The 19976-nt window shown below is 54.6% G+C and carries 12 protein-coding genes; 6 read left to right on the plus strand and 6 right to left on the minus strand.

What is annotated here, in order from left to right; genetic code table 11:
* Positions 1-344: 344 nt before the first annotated feature.
* Both Poly41_RS32300 and Poly41_RS32305 read right to left on the minus strand, forming a co-directional pair.
* The gene (locus tag Poly41_RS32300; protein ID WP_146531506.1) at positions 345-1343 is read right to left on the minus strand and encodes a nucleoside hydrolase; all 999 of its coding nucleotides are present in this window, start codon (positions 1341-1343) and stop codon (positions 345-347) included.
* Between the two features lie 130 nt (positions 1344-1473).
* Positions 1474-2733 carry an ADP-ribosylglycohydrolase family protein gene (locus Poly41_RS32305; RefSeq protein WP_146531507.1) on the minus strand — a complete coding sequence of 420 codons (1260 nt, stop codon included), beginning with the start codon at positions 2731-2733 and terminating at the stop codon, positions 1474-1476.
* A 483-nt stretch (positions 2734-3216) separates the two neighbouring features.
* Between Poly41_RS32305 and Poly41_RS32310 the strand changes: the two genes are divergently transcribed.
* From Poly41_RS32310 to Poly41_RS32320, 3 genes are all read left to right on the plus strand, one after another.
* Positions 3217-4692: a sulfatase gene (locus Poly41_RS32310; protein ID WP_197231942.1), complete on the plus strand. Its 1476-nt coding sequence runs from the start codon at positions 3217-3219 to the stop codon at positions 4690-4692.
* A 27-nt stretch (positions 4693-4719) separates the two neighbouring features.
* Entirely contained in the window at positions 4720-5400 is a 681-nt protein-coding gene (locus Poly41_RS32315) for a transposase (RefSeq protein ID WP_146531509.1), read from the plus strand.
* Positions 5401-5628: 228 nt separating this feature from the next.
* Complete coding sequence (locus Poly41_RS32320) at positions 5629-7083, plus strand: sulfatase (protein ID WP_146531510.1); 1455 nt, start codon at positions 5629-5631, stop codon at positions 7081-7083.
* Positions 7084-7219: 136 nt separating this feature from the next.
* On the opposite strand, the gene Poly41_RS32325 is transcribed toward Poly41_RS32320, so the two are convergent.
* Positions 7220-10735, minus strand: coding sequence for a PVC-type heme-binding CxxCH protein (locus tag Poly41_RS32325; protein ID WP_390621517.1), 3516 nt, complete (start codon positions 10733-10735; stop codon positions 7220-7222).
* Positions 10736-11050: 315 nt separating this feature from the next.
* Here Poly41_RS32325 and Poly41_RS32330 point away from each other — a divergent pair, with 315 nt between their 5' ends.
* Entirely contained in the window at positions 11051-11590 is a 540-nt protein-coding gene (locus tag Poly41_RS32330) for an AlkZ-related protein (protein WP_146531511.1), read from the plus strand.
* Between the two features lie 65 nt (positions 11591-11655).
* On the opposite strand, the gene Poly41_RS32335 is transcribed toward Poly41_RS32330, so the two are convergent.
* The 3 genes from Poly41_RS32335 to Poly41_RS32345 all read right to left on the minus strand — a co-directional run bounded on the left by Poly41_RS32335 (position 11656) and on the right by Poly41_RS32345 (position 15933).
* Complete coding sequence (locus tag Poly41_RS32335) at positions 11656-13119, minus strand: sulfatase family protein (RefSeq protein ID WP_146531512.1); 1464 nt, start codon at positions 13117-13119, stop codon at positions 11656-11658.
* Positions 13120-13213: 94 nt separating this feature from the next.
* Positions 13214-15565 (minus strand): glycoside hydrolase family 95 protein, encoded by a 2352-nt coding sequence (locus Poly41_RS32340; RefSeq protein ID WP_146531513.1) that lies wholly within the window; start codon positions 15563-15565, stop codon positions 13214-13216.
* 92 nt (positions 15566-15657) lie between these two features.
* On the minus strand, positions 15658-15933 hold the full coding sequence (locus Poly41_RS32345) for a hypothetical protein (RefSeq protein WP_146531514.1): 276 nt from the start codon (positions 15931-15933) through the stop codon (positions 15658-15660).
* 108 nt (positions 15934-16041) lie between these two features.
* On the opposite strand from Poly41_RS32345, the gene Poly41_RS32350 reads away from it, so the two are divergent.
* Together Poly41_RS32350 and Poly41_RS32355 are read left to right on the plus strand one after the other, a co-directional pair.
* Positions 16042-17523 carry a sulfatase family protein gene (locus Poly41_RS32350; protein WP_146531515.1) on the plus strand — a complete coding sequence of 494 codons (1482 nt, stop codon included), beginning with the start codon at positions 16042-16044 and terminating at the stop codon, positions 17521-17523.
* A 67-nt stretch (positions 17524-17590) separates the two neighbouring features.
* Positions 17591-19876, plus strand: a complete 2286-nt coding sequence (locus Poly41_RS32355; protein WP_146531516.1) for a sulfatase-like hydrolase/transferase — start codon at positions 17591-17593, stop codon at positions 19874-19876.
* Positions 19877-19976: the final 100 nt, after the last annotated feature.

Here is a 19976-nt window from a genome sequence, read left to right on the forward strand (position 1 = left end):
CGCAACTCGCGGACCTGCTGTCGCAGATCCGCGTTTTCTGATCGCAGGTCGCTAACTTCCTGCATCAGCTCCTCGACCAAGGTCGTCAGTGACCTTAGACGTTCATCAACCGACTGAGATTCTAAAATCGAAGCACTCATGCACCCCCAAATAGAGAATCCCGCCACTCACCGCCAGATCAACTCGCTCTCACCACAACTTCCGCGAATGCTTACTTCTCAAACGATGTAAGCCATGGGCCTATAAAGGGTTACGGGGAACATGTTTGGACTGATGAATAACCCGAGTTAGCCCGCTTCCCACTTGGAGTCCGTTTGAGAAGAGGGGGCAGGAGGGATCGTAACTCAATCGGTCAGCTGATAGTGCCTCATTGAATGGTAGAAGTCCTGCATGATCGCATTCCGATCGAAGTTCTCCCAGAGGATGATCTTGCGTGGGTTCTCAGGCCGCTCTACCCATTTGCCGTCTTTTAGTATTGGGGCAGGGATCGTTCTCGGCGTCGCCCAGCTAGGATTTTTGACGATGGCAACCGCGGCCATGTCAAACAAGGCACGCGAGGGAGGATCCCCATGCAACGTGATGTTCTCAAACAGATCTACTGAATAATCACCAAAGCAAGTAAACGATTTGCCGTGACGTCCCATGACCGGTGGGGCCACTTGAGGTCCCTGGCCAGGCATGAGGGTTCGGATCTCTTCCAGCGTGGCGCGGACAGCGTCGGTTCCTGACGGTTTGCTGTACCGCACCAAGGCGATCTCAAAATCAACGTCTGTGTTCAAGATCGAGTTTAGTGAGGGCTCATCATTCACTTGGTTGTATTCACCCGGCTCGGGGTAGTTCGATCCGAGCCAGACAATTCGGACTCGTGGGATGATGGTCGGGTCCTTCTTCAAAGCGAGGGCAATGGTCGTCAATTTCCCAACCGGCAGCAAAACCAGACGTCGATCATCGGTTGCATGCGCGCGTTGGATGATTAAATCAACTGCTTCCTTTCCGTCGTAGGTGGGTTGGTCCGTGTTGTTCTTGATGTCCTCGAACTCTCCATTCGCGCCCGTATAAACTTTGACTTTTGGATGCAGATCACACAGTTTGACAACACGCTCGGCTTCTTCTCGGTGTTTGCTGACATTGCCTCCATTCTTTGTGCGATTGACTGCGATCCCTTCGATTTCGAAGGCGTCTCCATTGAACAACAGGTAGGCGAGTGCATGTTGGTCGTCCAGCTCGTTGTTCGCATCGGAGTCAAATAGCACTCGAGTTTTCTCGGCTTGCAATGTCGCTGAGGAAAAGGCTCCCAGCAGCCCAACAAAAGCCACGGTAAAAAGTAGTCGAATTGGTTTCATAATACTCTTCTTTTGGTTCGTTTTCACCGTTCCGATCGTCATTCGGATCGAGCACGGCGACAGGCAACAGGTAGAGGGTGAGAACAAATGCAGCGTAGATTCGTTGTGCAACTTGTGAAATCGGGAGGGTTCAGTTTTTTGGAGCAACCTTGATCTGACTCATTTCGTCTTCGGTAAACCGACTTCCGCTGGCGGGGCCCGGTTCCCAGCACTGCTCCAAGGCCGTCGGTTTCGGCCGTTTCACTGGAACCACAAAAATCTCGTTGCCAGCTGTGTCCTTTTCAATTCGGCCCCCCTGCTGGACGACTGCCTGGCGTGCCAGCTTTTCGCAGACGTCCAACAATCCATCAAAATCGTACTCCGTATGGCTGAACTTGGGCGTACGATCCAAGGCCGATGTATACTGGCTCGGCAACCGGTCAACGCCGATCATGGTGCACAGTACGCCTGCCGCGCTAGACGGATTGCAATCGGAATCTTGCCCGCAACGCATCGAAATGACGGTTGTTCGTTCGATGTCTCGCTCTCCGAAGAGCAACCCCATCACGATATACGCGGCGTTGATTTTGGCGTCGATGTTGAAATCACTATCGGAGCAAGAGAAACGCCGGTAAGCGGGATTGTCTTGATACTTCGCTTCGATAAGCTTCCATACGGCTTTCCAATTATCGGGATTTTCGCCGTGCCAACGAATCGTATCGCGGATCGCTTCGGCGAACTGGCTGGCGGCGGGAATACAAGCGAGCCCCGCTTCGACCACCTTTTTCGGATCGTCCTCGAAAAACGCCTCGGCATACATCCCGGCCACGAACTGCCCGCCATAGAGCCCGTCACCGTAATTCATCAGACGACCAAATTTCTCGCCAAGCTCGATCCCGACGTTGGGCATGCCCGGTGCGATCAGCCCGGAATAATCTGCCTCGATCTGGTAGTCGATGTCGTCGGCATGCGAGTTGTACTTTGGATGACCCGAGTCGGGTGGCGCGATCCCGGACCGTAGATTCTCACGGCCGAAAACATTCGCGTGCCAAAGTCTGTAGCCACTATTCGCAAAGTCGATGCCGGCTTGGCGGATCGACACGTCAAATCCGTACTGCTCCATCGATCGAAGAAACGTCATCTCGACATAGATATCGTCTTGGTTGTATTGATTGATGCGTTCGGGCGCCCATTTCGGCACATGCTCGTCGGGAATGATCTGTCCTTTGAACTTAAACTCTGTCGGCGCGCCCCAACCGACACCAATCATTTGGCCGAGCCAACCGGCCGCCATCTTGTCTCGATATTCCGACACCGGCAAGCGACGATACATTGCCTCGGTGTCTTCAGCCGATACGAAGCAAGGGCCGATCGTCACGGCAAGTAACATGCAGAAGAGTACGCGAGTCATCAAAATCGTTCCCGTTTGTAAAAGAGTCAAAGGATCGGAGGGCTAACCATTGCCCATGTGTGGTCGACGGAGAGCATCTCGCCGCTCACACCCTTTTTGTCCCGTGCCGCCCTCGTTGGACAAACGCAGGGCAGTTCGTTGGGCCATCATACAACACGGATGTTGATGGAACCACTTCGTGAATACCTTTGGTAGTCATCCGACACGTTTCGATTGTACAAGTCCGTCGGCTCAAGATCCGTCACCCGATGCGATTGCACGCAATTATTTTGCATTTTGCAGTTGGAAAGCCTTGGATCCGATCCTTTTCGCCATCGGGTGGGCTGACGAAAGTGTTTGCACGTCATTCATACGATGGGTTATCTTGGCGTCCTGCTTCGTTGCCAGCTCTCATTTCGTCGTCTCAAATGCATGTTGATGATTGTTGACGACACGAAGTGTTTCTTATGCCTGTCGCAAAATATGTACTTGGAGTTTTCTTGTATGAAGAATTCAGTCTGGTTGATGGTGGGGGCGTTTGCATGTGCCACGCTTGGTCTTACCGATGGTATTGCAGCAGAACGGAAGCCGAACGTCCTGCTACTGATGTCTGACGATTTGAATACGGCTCTGAGCGGGTTCGGGCATCCACAATGCAAGACGCCGATGCTGGATCGGTTGGTGAGTGATGGAGTGCGTTTTGAAAACATGCATTGTCAGTATCCCGTTTGCGGCGCTTCACGTGCTTCGCTGATGACCGGGCTCTATCCCTATACCAACGGCATGCTCGGTAACAGCGGCGACCTGCGAGAAAACATGCCAGACGTCGTTACCTTGTCGCAGCTGTTCCGCCAAAATGGGTACCGCGTTGGACGGGTCAGCAAAATCTATCACATGGGAATTCCACCGGAAATCATTGCTGGAACGGCCGAACACGACGATCCGCAATCCTGGGACGAGGTGGTCAATATCAAGGCACCGGAACATCACGCGATGGGGAAGAAGCATAATTGGTCCCCCAATGAAACAGGTTCACAGTCCTTTACCAGTGTTGAAGCAGTCGGCGGCGATCTGGAGCACGCCGACGGCATGGCAGCGGAGGCGGCGATCGAGTTTTTGAAACGCAATCAGGAAACACCCTTTTTCCTGGCCTGCGGTTTCGTGCGGCCACATGTTCCGTTGGTGGCACCTGCAACGTATTTTGAACGCTACGACCGTGAATCCATGGTTGCGCCCGTTGTGCCGGAGGGCGACCTCGATGATGTCCCGGAGATCATCCGTCACTACAAAAGCAACAACAGCTATGGTATCACGCCAGCTGCGCACAAGGGTTTGCTCGAAGCCTACTATGCCAGCGTTTCCTATATGGATGCGCAGGTCGGACGCGTGCTGGATGCGATCCAAGAACTGGGTTTGAAGGAGAATACCATCGTCGTGTTTACCAGCGATCACGGCTACCTGTTGGGACATCACGACAAATACCAAAAACAGCATCTCTTCGAAGAGGCCACGCGCGTACCCTTTATCTTCAGCGTGCCGTGGATCAAGAACCGACACGGCCAAGCCACACAGCATCTGACAGAACTCGTGGATCTCTATCCCACGGTGGCAGAACTGGCCGGGTTAACACCGCCGGCCGGATTGCAGGGCGAAAGCCTCGTCCCCCTGCTCAGGGACCCCGCTTCCCAAGACTGGGGCAAGGACCTCGCCTTTACGATCAGCCGAAGCGGAGGCGAATCAATCCGCACCCATCAGTGGCGTTACACGCAGTGGGGCTACGGGCAGAGCGGACAGGAACTGTACGACCTGACCAACGACCCAGGCGAATTCAACAATCTGGCAAACAACCCCGACCATGCCGCCCAGTGCGAGCGACTAAAAAAACAGCTCGAAGGCAAACGCCGTGAAGCAGGATACGATCCCAATCGCTACACGCTCAATAAAGGGGACGGGGGTCGTTTTCACAAGTTAGGTCGATAAACCGGTTTTTTATGACAAGGAAAGCCAATGCCAAGACAAAAACGTGCCGATGAGGCGGGTGCGATTTATCATGCTCTGAACCGTGGGAACGCCAGGCAGGAGATCTTTCATAAAGATCAGGACTATGAAGCGTTCGTCCGCGTGCTGCATGAGGGCCTTGAGAAATATGACGTTAACCTGTTCTCATTTACGTTGATGCCAAATCATTGGCACCTATTACTGCGTCCGAATCGTGATGGTCAGATGGGGAAATTACTGCGGTGGGTGACTGCGACTCATACCTTGCGTTACCATGGTCACTACGACACCCGAGGGGAGGGGCATTTATATCAGTCCCGCTTTAAGAGCTTTCCTATCCAGGATGACGCCCACTTCTACGTTGTCTGTCGTTATATCGAACGCAATCCAGTTCGAGCGAAACTCGTCAGTCGATCGCAGTTATGGAAGCATGGCTCGCTATACCGCTGGAACCAACCAAGCGAACCAGTTCCTCGTATATTGTCTCCTTGGCCCATCGCAAGGCTTCCCAATTGGATTGCACGGGTCAATGAAGCTCTTTCTGAGAAAGAACTCAGGGCACTACGAGTTTGCGTCGACCGAGGGCGTCCCTATGGAAGCACCGAATGGATCGAAGAAACGGCGGAGAAGAGTGGGCTTTGGTTTACCCTTCGTCCCTTGGGACGCCCAAGAAAGAAGGTGACCGAATGAAAACAACCCCCGTCCCCTTTTTTCGACTCGCAACTCATTGTGTTCCGGCAGGTACCCCACGGAATCGCGATCCGTCGATTTCGTCTGAAAGAAAAGCATCGAGCCGATGAACGTTCCAATCAAACTGCTTGCCCGTTAGGGTTGCATATCTTAATCGCCATCTTTTTGACTTGAGAAACCGAGAGGGTTAGGATGTGCCAAAAACCACAACGATTGGAAACGAAATTCATGTCTCACCTCAAGTGCATCGTGCTGATCTCGCTGGCCTTCGTGTTCGCAAGCGGTCCCGCGCCGGCATCTGCTGCGGCCCCCCCCAACGTCTTGTTCATCGCTGCCGATGACATGAATTGCGATCTGAGTGCGTTCGGTAATGCCCAAGTCAAGACGCCGAATTTGGAGCGGCTTTCGCAGCGCGGCGTGCGTTTCGACCGGGCATATTGTCAGCAGCCTTTATGTGGTCCGAGTCGAGCGAGCATCATGACCGGATTGCGTCCGGATACTCTCGATATGCACACACTGGCGCACGAACTTCGCGACAAGAATCCCGATGTTGTGACGCTGGGACAGCTGTTTCGAAACAACGGGTATTTTTCGGCGCGGGCGGGTAAGATCTTTCACTATGGGAACCCCAGCCAGATCGGCACCGATGCCAATGATGACCCAGCCAGCTGGGACGAACGCTACAACCCGCGAGGCATCGATAGTTTGCAGGAAGACCAAATCACTCGCTACGGATTTGGCCGGCAAAACGCGGGTCTCGGCATTTCAATGGCGTGGTGGGATCCGGTCAGCCGCGACGAAGAACACACCGATGGGATGGTTGCGTCGAAGATCATCGAGTTGATCCACCAAAAGAAGGATGAGCCGTTCTTCCTGGCTGCGGGATTCTTCAACCCACACTGCCCCTACGTCGCGCCAAAGAAGTATTTTGACCTGTATCCGCTCAACGAGATCGCGATCCCCGATCTCGATGAAGCGAAGAAAGATCTCGCGGACGTGCCACCGATGGCTATTCAGCGAGACGCGAAAAACTGGCCGTACTATTTCAAGGATGTGACTGTCGAGGAAGCCCGCAAGTGCAAGCAAGCCTACTACGCATGCAATTCTTTCGTTGACGCCCAGATTGGGCGACTGCTCGATGCGCTCGAAGAAGACGAGCTAATGGAGAACACCATCATCGTGTTCTGGTCCGACCATGGCTATTTCCTCGGTGAGAAAGGCCTCTGGTTCAAACGAAAGGCGTTTGAGCGATCTGCGAAGATGCCGATGATCATTGCTGCGCCGGGAATGAAGAGGGATGCATCGACAATCAAACCTGTCGAGTTGCTTGACCTTTATCCGACGCTGGCCGACTTGTGTGGCTTGAAATCGCCCGGTCGCTTGGAAGGCGCATCGTTGCGACCACTACTTGAAGATCCAAGTCGAGCCGATTGGACGAAGCCCGCCGTCACTCAAATTTGGCACAACAAGAACGCGTGGGGCTATTCGATACGCACCGAGCGATACCGCTACACCGAATGGCTCGAAGGGAAAGCGGGACGCGAACTGTACGATCACTCGGTCGACCCGGGGGAAGTGATCAACTTGGCCAACGATGACCGAGAAGCGGCGACGGTCGAAGAATTGTCGAAACAGCTTCGCCCGTTTGTCCGCTTGAGCGACGAGAAACGAGCATCCGAATAGGTTCTCGCCTGTCTTGCCGCTGTTCGGCAGCAATCGAAGGGGGCATTTTTCTCGACAAGCCGGCTGTGGTGCTGCACCTTACCGCCGGCTACCCTCTTTAACCGCTTGATCCTCAATCAAGATCGATTCGCTGGAGTTAACGCTTTCTGATTTCGATGATGTACTTCATCAGGTCGTCGAACTCCCCGCGGCTCTTCAATTGCCGGGTCAAATTCTCTGGCATCAAGGAAACCTTCGACTCGACCAAGTCTTCAATGTCCTCCTGCATGATCGTTACCGGTTCAGGTTCGGCCAGATTTTGCAAGACCATTTCGTCCTCGGTTTCCGAAACTCGAATGCCCGTTTTGACCTTGCCATCGACGGTTAGCACGCTGACTTGAGCGTAGTCTTGATTGATGAGTTTTGAAGGACGCAGGATGGAATCGACCAGTTCCTCGGCCGTCAGCTTGGTCTTGATCATTGCCAAGTCGGGCCCAAGTCGAGCTGCACCCTGCGGAGGATCGTGACATGCGAAGCAAGCTGCGGCCGATTCGTAGAAGAGCTTCTTGCCTCGCCCCGTATTTCCTCGCTCCATTGCAGCGTTCGCCAATTCGGCCGACGATGTATTCAGCAGTTCCAGCTCCAAGGCTTCGTTGGAAAAGTCTTCCGTTTCCGTCGCAGCATCGCTTGCTGCATAGGCCTCTTCCAAAGGGTGCTCTGCCAGCAGGTCCTCTGGTTTCCAAAATGTCGATCGGTCGATCGTCTGCTCGCGAACTTGCTTGACGCTAGCAGGACGGATGGGCGATGACTGATTGCCCCAAGTATTGCGCACAAACGTCAGCACCGCTGCCAGTTCTTCGTCGTTTAGCAAGGAGCGAAAGGCGGTCATGGGTGGAACGCCCCGTGCCGGGTCGTAGGTTTTTCCATTGACCGTCATTTTTCCCCACAGACCGTGCAAGGTCATCTTGATCAGCCGCTCTTCGCTGCCGTTTACCCAGGGACTACCCGCAAGCGGGGGATAGACGTTTGCGCTTCCTTTGCCGTGTGCCAAATGGCAGGTCGCGCAGTGCGATTCTCGTTGGTAAACCTCGGCACCGAGCTTGTACACCTTTTTGTCATCACGACTGAGGTGCTTCGGAGGATCAAATTTTACGAATTCCACTTCGGCTGGGGTCGCAAATTCGCTGGCTCCTTTTGCATCCACGTTGTACCAAAAATGCTTGACCGTCTCCGCAGCAACGACTGCGTGTTTGACGTCCGAACGCAAGAGCACATTCAACAGTTCTTCGTTACGAACGCCATGCTGCTGGTGCAGCCACAACGCTTCAAGAAGATGATGGGCCTCGATTTCATCATTGGGATCAAAGTCCTTCATCCACCGCTGAGTCGCAGCAATCACGGCGTCCGAGTCGTGAGCGCTTAGCTCGACTCGGGTCCGGTGGCGAACACCGTTGACCGGGTGCTTGAGGTTTTCCAACAGCGCCGCAATGGGCTGTCCATGGATCTTGACGGGCTCTTGCAGCGGTCGTCCTTTCACGGTCAAGCGGACGATGCGACCGTGCGCATGGTCGCGGTTGGGGTCACGAATGTTGTGCTGCATGTGGCCAATGATCGCGTTGTGCCAGTCGGCAACATACAAGGCCCCGTCTTCGCCGATGACTGCATCGGTTGGACGGAAGTTGCGATCTTCGCTGTTGATCAATTCAAGGCCAGGAGTTCCCCAGACGTGTCCGAACTCTCTGTCCTCGCCATTCCCTTCGCGATCAAGATCATACTGTTTGACGCCCAGGAATCCGATCGTGTTGCAAATCAGGAAGTCGTCCTGTAACGCTTCCGGGAAGTGCTGCGACGACAAAACCGCATTCGCCGCTACGGGACGGAATTCCTTGGTCAAAAGGGTGTGCATCTTAAATCCCTTGCCTTCAGGACGTACTTGATACGATCGGCCGCCCGTCCCATCGTTGGCATAGCAATATCCCCAGTAGTCAAAGCTGGTGCCATGAGGATTTGGCGAGTTGGCCGCGTGCGGCGTGATGGCAAAGGTGCGAGGATCAAAACGGTACATCCCCGATTCACCCACATTGAGGTTCTGTTTCCATGGTGTTTCGTGGTTATGCACCAGAAAAATGCCGCTTTGCCAATAGATCCCACCATCGGGGCCGTAGACGAGATTATTCGCAGCGTGGTGCGTATCGGCTGTTCCAAGTCCTTGCAGAATGGGGTAACGAACATCCGCTTTGTCGTCTCCATCGGTATCCTTCAAGAATAAGAGGTCGGGCCCCGAGGTGACGAGAACACCACCACCCCAAAATTCAAATCCTAGCGGGTTGTGGACGTGAGAAAAGATCTTGCGAGTATCCGCTTTGCCGTCCTTGTCGGTGTCCTCGAAGATCATCAGGCTGTCGTTCATTTCCTTACCGGGTTCCCATTTGGGATACGTGTTCCAGCTTGCCGCCCAGAGCCGACCTTTGGCATCGACTTGCAGCTGTACGGGATTGGCCAGGTCAGGAAACTGCACTTCCGATGCGAAGACATTCAATTCATAGCCATCGGGAACAATCATCTGCGCAATCGATTCCTCGGGACTCATGTACTCGACGCTGCCCTCCTTCTCGGCATTCGAGCTCTTGCTGCCCCCGCCCACGTTTGAAATCACCTTGATGGGCGGTGGGACATTGCTATCGTCGACAAGATATTCCTTCCCCTCGGCAGCAGCCCAAATCGCCTTGTCACGATTGGCGGTCATCACGTCGAGTATGACCAGTTCGTGCTTGAGGACATCGGCATTGCTTTGGCCGCCAACGAAGGTCAACCCAGATCGGCTACCCCAAATATCGTTGCCGTCGGTCGCACGATAGCGATTGTGCCAGTGCCAATTTTTGTCTTTGACCGCAGCGTAGAGGCGGGCAAGTTGGTCTTCGTCGGGTGATGTTGCATCGGATGGAGCCTGGCCAAACAATGCCTGCGACATGATCCCCGCGAGTCTTTGGTACCCGTTCGCATTGAGGTGAATACCGTTAATGGTGAATCGTTCGGAACTGGATTCGAAGAGCTGAAGGGTTGGCGAGAAAAGGTCGACAAACGTGGTGCCCGTTTCCGCTGCGGCCTGTCGCGTGGCTTCGCTATAGGCCGCCAGGTTCGCGTTCAGTTGTGCCCCATCCGGTAGATTCTGATCGCCAGTGTTTTGATAGGCGATGGGACTGAACAGGACAAACCGAAGCTCCTTGTTCTTTTCTTGCCGCAGCTCGCGATAACGCTGAACCAACTTCACCAATTCAGCGCGATAGGCATCCACGCCATCGGGTCCTGCAAAAGACTCGTTGTACCCGTAAAACGAGAACACAACATCCGGCCCGACGTGTTGTAGGTACTCTGCATCGTTCGTGAAACCCTTGTTGCGAGGTCTCTTGTTCACCATGTCTCCTGAAAAGCTCATGTTCCGGAAACTAACGTTCATGCCCTTCAACTGGCTCTGCAGAACGGTTTCGACCCAAGGGTCATGTTGCATGCGGTCGGCAAGACCATTGCCATAAATGGCGACGACATCATTCGGCTCAAAGCGAAAGGGTTCGTCAGCTTTGGCCGAATGGGCCGTCAAGCCTGACGACAAAAGGCAAGTGAACAACAGTAGAGTCAGGTATTTCTTTCGCATTGCAAGGAAGCCGTGATTCATGTTCTTGATATTGCTTTGTTGGGGTGCTGTGTCTGTTACGCAAGCCATGTTGCGAAAGGAGATCGCGGCATGGGGGGACGAGGAGTGGAAGGAGTCATTTCCCGACGTTTTGATTCAGAGATTGTAGTCGAACAGGCGAGAGCCGGAGGGTGCGAGCCTGGATTGCCAAAAAAATAGCATTGCGGGTGTTTTCGGATTTCAGGAGTTTTGCCTAGCGCCGCTGTGTTTTTGGTAAGATCAACGTCTTCCCAGGCGGGATACGGTCCCTGCCACCTCGTTTTGCAGCCAGCGTCCAATATGCAAGGCATTCCATTCGTGATCAAGACATTTGATGAAGCCTACCAATTCGTATTGGAGAGCAAGGTTTGCACGGTATTCGGCAGCACAAAGTCTCCCTATCCTTCCTTATGGGACAACACGGGACTGTCAGAAAAGAAACCCAAGGCGGGCGGCTGGAGTCCGAAAATCGTGGCGGTTTGGGATTGGAAGACTCGAATTCCGCAAACCTATCCCGATGCCGTGTACTATGGAAAGGTTCCCGGCGGCGATGCGGTGCTGATGGAAATGCAGCATTTCCGCAACGTGCATTACCCCGCTGCGTTTCAGCCGATCCGAGAGTTGGATCCGCTCGCTCAGAAAGTGCATGAGTTCATCCGGCTGGAGCCCGCCTACACCGGACCACTACGCAAACGCGCAATCGCGGAACTGGCTTGTACGAAGAGCCAATTCGATACGGCGCTCAAGAAACTGCAGGTGAGTTTGAACATCGTTCGCTCGAACGACCCGAAACTAAAAAACGATTTCTGGCTTCCGATGCGCGAAGTCCATTTGGACATCGTGCAGGAACATGAGTAGCACGTGGGCACGCTACGAAATCGGATTCGGTTTCGTTGCGTGAAACAACTACGGTGGAAGTGACCCTACTCGGATTTCCATTTTTCGATCACGATCGGCACATCGTTTTGTTGCCTCGGACCTGGGTTCGTCCGTCCGCTGGCAATCTGGGTCTCCAGCAGTCCCCTCAGCCGCATCACCCTTTCGGGCATCGCTTCGGCGAGATTGTTCTGCTCACCAATGTCCTGCTGCATGTCGTAAAGCTGAACCATCGGCAGTCCCTTGGACTCCGCTTCCTTCACGGCCTCTTTGATTTTTGGTGCCGACCATCCACCCGAACCAGGGCAAGCGATCAATTTCCACTTTCCTTGGCGGATCGAAAAAAAGCCGCTAATGGAATGATGAATGACATCGGTGCGTGGAGCGTGATTCGTTCCCGTCAACGCCGAGAGGAAGCTGAAGCTATCGACGGCGTCGCTTTCCGCCAATTCGTAGCCCGTCAGATCGGCAACCGTTGCGATCACATCGGTTAGACAGACCAGGTCATCACAACGGCTTCCCGGCTGGACATGCCCCGGCCACGACACCAAGAACGGAACGCGGTGCCCTCCATCCCAGATGTCGGCTTTCATGCCGCGAAGGTTTGCACTGGGAAAGTGCCCGGCCGCCTTTAACTGTTTGAGCCCTGACGTCGACGGTGAGGTTCCGTTATCCGAACTGCAAAGAATCAGGGTGTTTTGGAGGAAACCGTTCGCCTTCAACGCCTGCACCACTTGGCCATAGCTGTCGTCGGTTTGCATCACAAAATCCGCGTGATCATTGATGCCGCTTTTGCCTTTCCAATCCTCCGATGGAACCACCGGGGAATGAGGCGCGTTCCAGGGGATATACATAAAGAACGGTTGGTCGATGCCCTTGCGTCTCTCGATATAGTCGACCGCGGCCGCGGTCAGAGAAGGTAGCATCTCGACAGCCTCGATGTTCCGCGTGACCTTATCGTTGTCGATCCACAGATCCATCTGGCGGGCGTAATGAAAACCGTGAAAAACATCAAAGCCAGCGAAATCGATCGGACCATGCGTCACGACGGCACCCGGCTTCACCGCACCCTTCTTGTTGTTCTCAATACCATCGAACATCATTCCCAAATGCCACTTGCCGATCATCGCGGTGTGATAGCCTTTGGATTTGAGTAACTTGGCGATCGTCAACGTATCCTTCGCAATCAACGACTCGCCGCCCTTCAGCACGCCGGTTTGCAGACGCGTTCGCCAAGCATAGCGTCCGGTCATCAGGCCGTATCGCGTGGGGGTGCAGACCGACGATCCGCTGTGGGCATCGGTGAAGATCATTCCACTTTTGGCAATTGCATCGAGTTGCGGCGTTGCGATCTTTCCCCTTTCCGGATTCAGGCATTTCAATTCGCCGAACCCCATGTCATCCGCCAGGATCACGACGATATTGGGATTGCTGGTTTCGGCCCTTGCGCCCTCCAATCCAGCGACAACGAAGCAGGTCAGCAGCACAAGCGACAGAGATTCAATTTTCATAACGAGTCCTTTGAAAGGTCAGCGGGGCAGTTCGGTTTTTTGATTGGACCTTCCCTCTCGGCCCATTCGAAGGTAATCCTGACGCGTGCGGGGATCAATCGGCCCCGCTCCATGAATAGGTTTGGCCAATTTCTGTTTCCGAGTGAAAAACTTGAGGTCCATTTTGGGTCTGCAGTACGAGCGGATTTCCCCTCAGTGACTTGATCTTTGCTTGCTCAAGTTTTCCGTCTTTCCAATGGATCGAGACCTCGAACCCACCACGTGCACGCAAACCAGAAACGGAGCCCTCTGGCCAACCAGGCGGTAGGGCTGGCAGCAAATCGAGAATCGCGTTCCCCTTCGCGTCACGGCGGTGCGATTGCAACAACGCTTCGCATACCCCTGCGGTCAGACCGAAGTTCCCGTCGATCTGGAAAGGAGGGCAGGCGTCAAACAGGTTGTTGTAGAACCCGGCTTGTCGTTTCAGGCTGGAGTTTTGAAAGAAGCCGGTGAGGATTCGTTCCATGTGTTCACCATCGCGAAGACGAGCCCAGAAATTCACCTTCCATCCGCGTGACCAACCGGTTCCCTCATCACCTCGGAGTTCCAGCGTCCTCTTGCAAGCCTCGAAAAGAGTGGGAGTGTCCGGCGTGATCTCGTTTCCGGGATGTAGCCCCCACAGATGCGAAACATGGCGATGGTTGGTCAAGGGATCCTCAACATACAGCCATTCCTTCAACTGTCCCTCCGCACCGACTTGGTTGGGAGCAATCCTTTGTGCGGTGGAGCGCAGCTGCGCCGCAAACTTGGCATCGCGTTGGAGCACGTCAGCCGCCTCTGCCGTAGCGAGCATCAAGTAACGGATAATCTGATGATCCATGGTGGGCCCCATCACGAGTCCACCACGCTCCGGTGAATTGCTCGGCCCGCTCACGAGCCAGCCTGTTTCGGACTCAGGATCATCAATCAGATAGTCCAGGAAGAATTCCGCTGCCCCCTTCATCAGCGGATAAGCACGCTGCTCGAGAAATGCTTGGTCGCCGGTAAACAGATAGCGTTCCCAAAGGTGGGTGCTTAACCAGGCCCCGCCCGTCGGCCAAATCCCGTGGTTCGAGGCGTTGATGGGTGCGGCGCCTCGCCAACCATCGGTGTTGTGATGGACGACCCAGCCCTTGGCGTCGTAGAAATCCCTTGCCACTTCAGCCCCGGTGATCGCCAGATCATCGAGCAGGTCGAACAGCGGCTCATGACATTCCGACAGATTCGCCTGCTCCGCGGGCCAATAGTTCATTTCTGCGTTAATATTGATCGTGTATTTTGAATCCCAAGCCGGATTCTTGCTGTCATTCCACAGCCCCTGAAGGTTCGCCGCCTGCCCACCCGGTCGTGACGAAGCGATCAACAGGTAGCGTCCGTACTGGCAGAGCAGCGCCACGAAATCGGGATCCGGGTTGGTCGGGTATTGGTTGAGCCGTTCGTTGGTTGGTGAGGTGAGCGAATGACCGCCACCGAGATCAAGATCGACACGTCGAAACAACGCCCGATGATCGGCCTGGTGGTCCGCTAAGATTTGCGGGTACGGTTTCCCGTTGACTCCCTCTAAGATTGCCTTGCATTGGGCTGCAGGATCGGCTGCCAGAGACTGGTAGTTTTCATAACTCGTTGCCGCCGCCAAATAGAACACCACCGAATCCGCATCACTCACTTGAATACCGCTATCGGTAACGTGCAAGGTGCCTCCGGCCGCCCTGGCCTGGAGCTGCGCCTCAAACTTTGTCACCCCTTCAAAGAAAGTCCCGCGACGCTGGTCAACAAAGTCATCCACCACTCCGTACAATCGCAAAGTGCGTGAGTCTAAGGCACTGGTTGCTGAAGATGTCTGATGGGGTGTTGTCAGTCGTGCCGTGAGACTGATTTTTCCTGGGCGATCCGCTTCCAGTCGAACGGCAATCACACGATCCGGATGGCTTGCCAGCACGGTCCGCGTGTAGGTGATCGCTTGCGACTTGAAGACGGTCGTCGCGACCGCTGCGTCCAGGTCTAAGGATCGCTGGTAATCCGAGACACCGTCCAGATTGGCGAACTCCAGCAACAGATCCCCGAACGGCTGGTAAGGCGCCTGTCGCAATGGCTGCGACATGAACCGCTCCGACGCTAATTGCTCTGCTTCTAGCTGCTTTCCAGCAAAGAGCAACTGCCGAATCTTTGGCAACGACTCAACGGCACCGGCTCGCGAATAGGAACGCGGTTTTCCCGCCCACAGCGTATCGTGGTTGAACTGAATGCGATCCTGCTCCACGCCACCAAACACCATCGCACCGACCGATCCATTGCCCACCGGCAACGCGTCAGTCCACTCTGCGGCAGGTTCGTCGTAGGTCAACTGCAATCGGGACCCGGCTGCATCGGCACTTGCCGAAAAGCAACAACATGCAATCGTCCATGCGCAGAAAATTCGTGTGACCATTATTTCAGTTCCCCTTGATTCAATACGCGATGATTCTTCGATTGCCGTTTTACGGTTTGTAACTGCCCCAGGATAACACATGGCAGCTACCTTTACTTAGAGTCCCTGGCCAGTTTCATCTCCAGCCAATTTCCTTCCGAATCGGGCTCCGCAGACAACGGCACTTGAATCGTCGTCCCTTTGGATTCAAGGGTAAGTAGGACTTTGCATGTGTGGTCCGACGGCTTGCCAGACATCTGTTCCCCGGGGATTTGCAGTTCGAACGTTTCTCCGACAAGGCTTGAAATCGTTTCCATCGCTCCACCGCTGCCGACATTGTCGAACTGCAACTCGGACGCATCCGTCATCTCTTTGGAGCGGATTGTCATTTTTCTGGAAGAAATGGCAATCTGTTCCAATACGGAAACACATTGAATGCGGCGCATTCACTAAAATCCAGACCCATCCTTTGAATTCAAAATCCAGGAACCGCCACAATGACTCCCGCCCGCCTTCGTTTCCTGACCATCCCATTTGCCTTTCTCGCTTGTTGCTCTGCGACCGTTTACGCCGCGAAGCCCCCTCGTCCGAATGTGATTCTGATTTTCATCGATGACATGGGCTACGGCGATGTCGGTTTCAACGGTGCAACGGTTCCAAAGACGCCAAACTTGGACCAGATGGCAACCGAAGGAATGAAGTTTACGGACTTTTACGTCGGCTGCGCCGTCTGTTCCGGTTCACGAACGGCACTGATGACCGGATGTCACTACCAGCGACTCAGCATGGCCCCGGTGTTGTTCCCCAACAGCGACCGAGGATTGCATCCCGATGAGGTGACGCTTGCGGACATGCTCAAAGCGGCTGGTTACCAAACCGCTTGTGTCGGCAAGTGGCATCTTGGGCACCTGCCACCTTGCTTGCCAACGTATCAGGGATTCGATTCCTATTTTGGCATTCCCTATAGCAACGACATGTGGATTGATCCTGCAAACCGAATTGCAAAGGACGTGGTCCTTCGTGAACAGCTAACGCTCGCGGATCTCACCGCTGGCCACAAAGCGAAGAATGTTGTGCCCATCCTTCGAAACGAGGAAGTGATTGAGTATCCCGCCGATCAAACCACTATCACCAAACGTTACACCGAAGAAGCGATTCGATTCATCAACGAAGAACGAGATGCACCTTTCTTTTTGTATTTGCCGCACACGATGGTTCACCTGCCGCTCGCGGTATCCAAAGCATTTGACAATCCAGACAACACACTGATTACCAATGCAATTGAAGAAGTCGATTGGTCCGTTGGCGAGATTCTAAACACGGTCAAAGCGGCCGGAATCGCGGGTGAGACACTGATTGTCTTCACGAGTGACAACGGCGCAGCAGTCGGTTCGTCCTTGCCACTGCGAGCGAAGAAAGGCAGCGTCTACGACGGTGGGATTCGTGAGCCAACGTTGATGTGGTGGCCGGGAAAAATTCCGGCGGATTCGGTTTGCTCGGAAGTGGCCGCATCGATCGACATGATGCCGACGCTTTCGGGTCTCTGCGACGGAGCATTGCCCAAGCGACGAATTGACGGCAAGGACATTTGGCCTTTGATGAACGGCGAAGAGAATGCCAAGAGTCCACACGAAGCCTACGTGCTGATGCACGGCCCCGGTACCGTCCGCAGCGGTAAGTGGAAATTTTATCCTTGGCAGGAAGGCAAAGGGAAGCAGAGTCGCGACAACGCCGACTGGGAACCTTCGCCGGATCCGGTGCAGTTGTATGACACCGTCGCCGATATCGGGGAAACAACCAACCTTGCTTCTCAGCATCCTGAGGTCGTGAAGCGACTGCAAACTGCCTACGATTCCCACGTCGCTGAGATAACGGCGAACCAACGTCCCACGGCAGAAATGTTAAGACCCACCGGTGTGCCGTCACCCGAGCGACCCGGCGTTCCCAAACGTCAACCTGCGAAAAAGAAACAGACCTGATGTGCCTTTCTTGCTGACATCTGGAAAGATCGTTTTGCCACGCTATTTTCTAACCAACCGAATTTTCATGAATGCCCCCCTCCCCTCGTACCGTTCCCTCACCCAAGGGTTGGTCGTCACCCTCGTCCTCTTCGCAGCCCTGGTGCTAAGGCCTGGTTTCGCCCAGGCGGAACGCCCCAATATTCTTTACTTCTACGTGGATGACATGGGATGGGGCTCGATAGGCCCTAATGGTCAAGCCCAGCGTAAAGCCAACGGCCAGCCCTATGTCCGAACCCCCAACCTCGACGAACTCGCCGCGCAAGGGATCAACTTTACCCGCGGCTACGGTTGCCACGTCTGCTCACCGGCGCGATCGTCTCAGCAATCCGGTTTTCACCAAGGGCACACTTTCGCAGATCGCAATGACCCCAATAACGCCAAGAAAGCGATGCGTGCCGATGATGTTCTCATCGGTGACGCACTCTCTGCGGCTGGATATGCCACCGGGTATTGGGGGAAATGGGGATATGGTGGATCCAAGGATCAAGTCGACCCTGTCATCGATAATGTTCAAACATTGCCAACCTCGCACGGCTACCAACATGTGCTCGCCGAACTGCACCACGTCCGTGCTCACACGTTCTTTCAACCGACACTCTGGCACGCCCCCGCTTCCTCTGACGCAATCGGTGGTATCGAGCTGGTTCCCAACTCTTTGTCGGCCTATCGGAACATGCCGAACTATCCCAGCATGCCTGCTCTTCAAAACGATGTGGACTATCCCAAGACCGCCTACTGCGACGACGCCTACGCGTTTGCGGCTCTCGACTTTGTCCGCGCCCAAGGTCGCAACTACAATCAATCGGGGCAGCCTTTCTTCGGCCTGCTCGCCGTGCAAATACCTCACGCTCCTTTCGGTGAGATCAGCTCACTGCCGGATTGGGATCAAGCTTACGCGGACGATCCCCAATTCAAATCGCTCGCTGACCAAACGCGGCAGTGGGCGGCCATGGTGACACGCATCGACGCGCACTTCGGCAACATTCTCTCTGCACTCGAGGATCCCAATCACGATGGTGATACGTCCGATTCCGTTGCGGAGAACACGTTGGTCGTCTTCCAGAGTGACAATGGCGGACCGAGTGGAAGCAACCGAATCGAACTCGACGCAAACGGCGGCCTTCGTGGCACCAAAGGTCAAATTCAAGAAGGCGGCATTCGTGTCCCGCTCGTCATGCGCTGGCCCGCAAAGATCAGGGCAGATTCCGCTTTGAAAGCGGGCACTCACAGCAAAAGGGTCGTCGATGTTACCGATCTGCTTCCCACATTCTGCGACCTCGCTGGCGCCCCCATCCCGCTCGGTATTGACGGCGTTTCGATCGCTCCCACGCTGCTCAGCGAGGGGCATCAGCGCAAACGTGAATTTATCATCCACGAAGCCAGCAACGGACAATCGATTATCCGTGGAAATCATAAGCTGATCCAGTCCAAGAAATCTTCGCTTCAGCTCTACGACCTTGAAGCCGATCGCGCCGAAACAAACGACATCGCCGCGGACCACCCCGAGATCGTCAAGGAGCTCGAAGCCTTGTTGCTTGGCGAACGCGTCACGGAACCGGCTGGCTTTGCCAATACTTATCATCGATGGACAGGCAGCAACGGTGCCACGACGTCGAATCCCAACCATTGGTCTGATTACGCCTACACCAACGCCGGGATCACCTACCTATCCGACGACGGGGCTCCGCGGTTGTCGTGGACCGCATTGATCGAAAACGCGGAAGACGAATCCAACACTGCGTTGGCCGACAAAGACCTTGAATTCCTCGGGCTCGAAATCCGTGGCAACCAGGGAAAGCCGACGACACAGTCTCTCGTCCTTGGCCCCTCGGTTAACCTTACGGGCCGCAATGAAATCCGTGTTGCTTCCAACGCCATGCTGACGGTCAACGACGGCACCGTCTCGTCGCTCCGCTGGATCGACATTCACGCCGGCGGCACGCTCAACGGCAGCGGAACGATCGACGCCACGTTGTACAACCACGGAACGGTCGCCCCATCGGGTACGAACCAGCCGAACTTCAAAGTCCTTTCGGACTACCATCAATCCGCACTCGCCACGCTGCGTGTTGCGCTCAACGGCAAAGGGAATTCCCCATTGCGGGTTGTTGGCGAGGCGACGCTTTCAGGAACACTGGCCGTGGATCTCATAGACAGTTTTCAACCATCGCCGGGCAAAACGTACAGCGTCCTGACCGCCAAGAAAGTTAGCGGCGAGTTCAGCAATCCCGGCAACATCGTCGTTGCTGCCGATGGAACCCGATTCACGATCAATTACAAGGATTCCGCAGTCGTCCTGTTGGTGAACTGATCCGTCCATTTCGCGATTTTCGTGACACTTTCCCCATCAAAGGGTCCTAACAAGAGTAAGCCCGGTTTCGTCGATTCGAACCCGAATACGGAACCACGCT

This window comes from Novipirellula artificiosorum (assembly GCF_007860135.1).
In the GTDB taxonomy this organism is placed as follows: domain Bacteria; phylum Planctomycetota; class Planctomycetia; order Pirellulales; family Pirellulaceae; genus Novipirellula_A; species Novipirellula_A artificiosorum.

Coding starts and splice junctions, on each gene's coding strand:
- Poly41_RS32325 (WP_390621517.1), bottom strand. CDS start 10,735: ATGAATCACGGCTTCCTTGCAATGCGAAAGAAATACCTGACTCTACTG.
- Poly41_RS32335 (WP_146531512.1), bottom strand. CDS start 13,119: ATGAAAATTGAATCTCTGTCGCTTGTGCTGCTGACCTGCTTCGTTGTC.
- Poly41_RS32300 (WP_146531506.1), bottom strand. CDS start 1,343: ATGAAACCAATTCGACTACTTTTTACCGTGGCTTTTGTTGGGCTGCTG.
- Poly41_RS32320 (WP_146531510.1), top strand. CDS start 5,629: ATGTCTCACCTCAAGTGCATCGTGCTGATCTCGCTGGCCTTCGTGTTC.
- Poly41_RS32340 (WP_146531513.1), bottom strand. CDS start 15,565: ATGGTCACACGAATTTTCTGCGCATGGACGATTGCATGTTGTTGCTTT.
- Poly41_RS32350 (WP_146531515.1), top strand. CDS start 16,042: ATGACTCCCGCCCGCCTTCGTTTCCTGACCATCCCATTTGCCTTTCTC.
- Poly41_RS32345 (WP_146531514.1), bottom strand. CDS start 15,933: ATGACAATCCGCTCCAAAGAGATGACGGATGCGTCCGAGTTGCAGTTC.
- Poly41_RS32310 (WP_197231942.1), top strand. CDS start 3,217: ATGAAGAATTCAGTCTGGTTGATGGTGGGGGCGTTTGCATGTGCCACG.
- Poly41_RS32355 (WP_146531516.1), top strand. CDS start 17,591: ATGAATGCCCCCCTCCCCTCGTACCGTTCCCTCACCCAAGGGTTGGTC.
- Poly41_RS32305 (WP_146531507.1), bottom strand. CDS start 2,733: ATGACTCGCGTACTCTTCTGCATGTTACTTGCCGTGACGATCGGCCCT.
- Poly41_RS32315 (WP_146531509.1), top strand. CDS start 4,720: ATGCCAAGACAAAAACGTGCCGATGAGGCGGGTGCGATTTATCATGCT.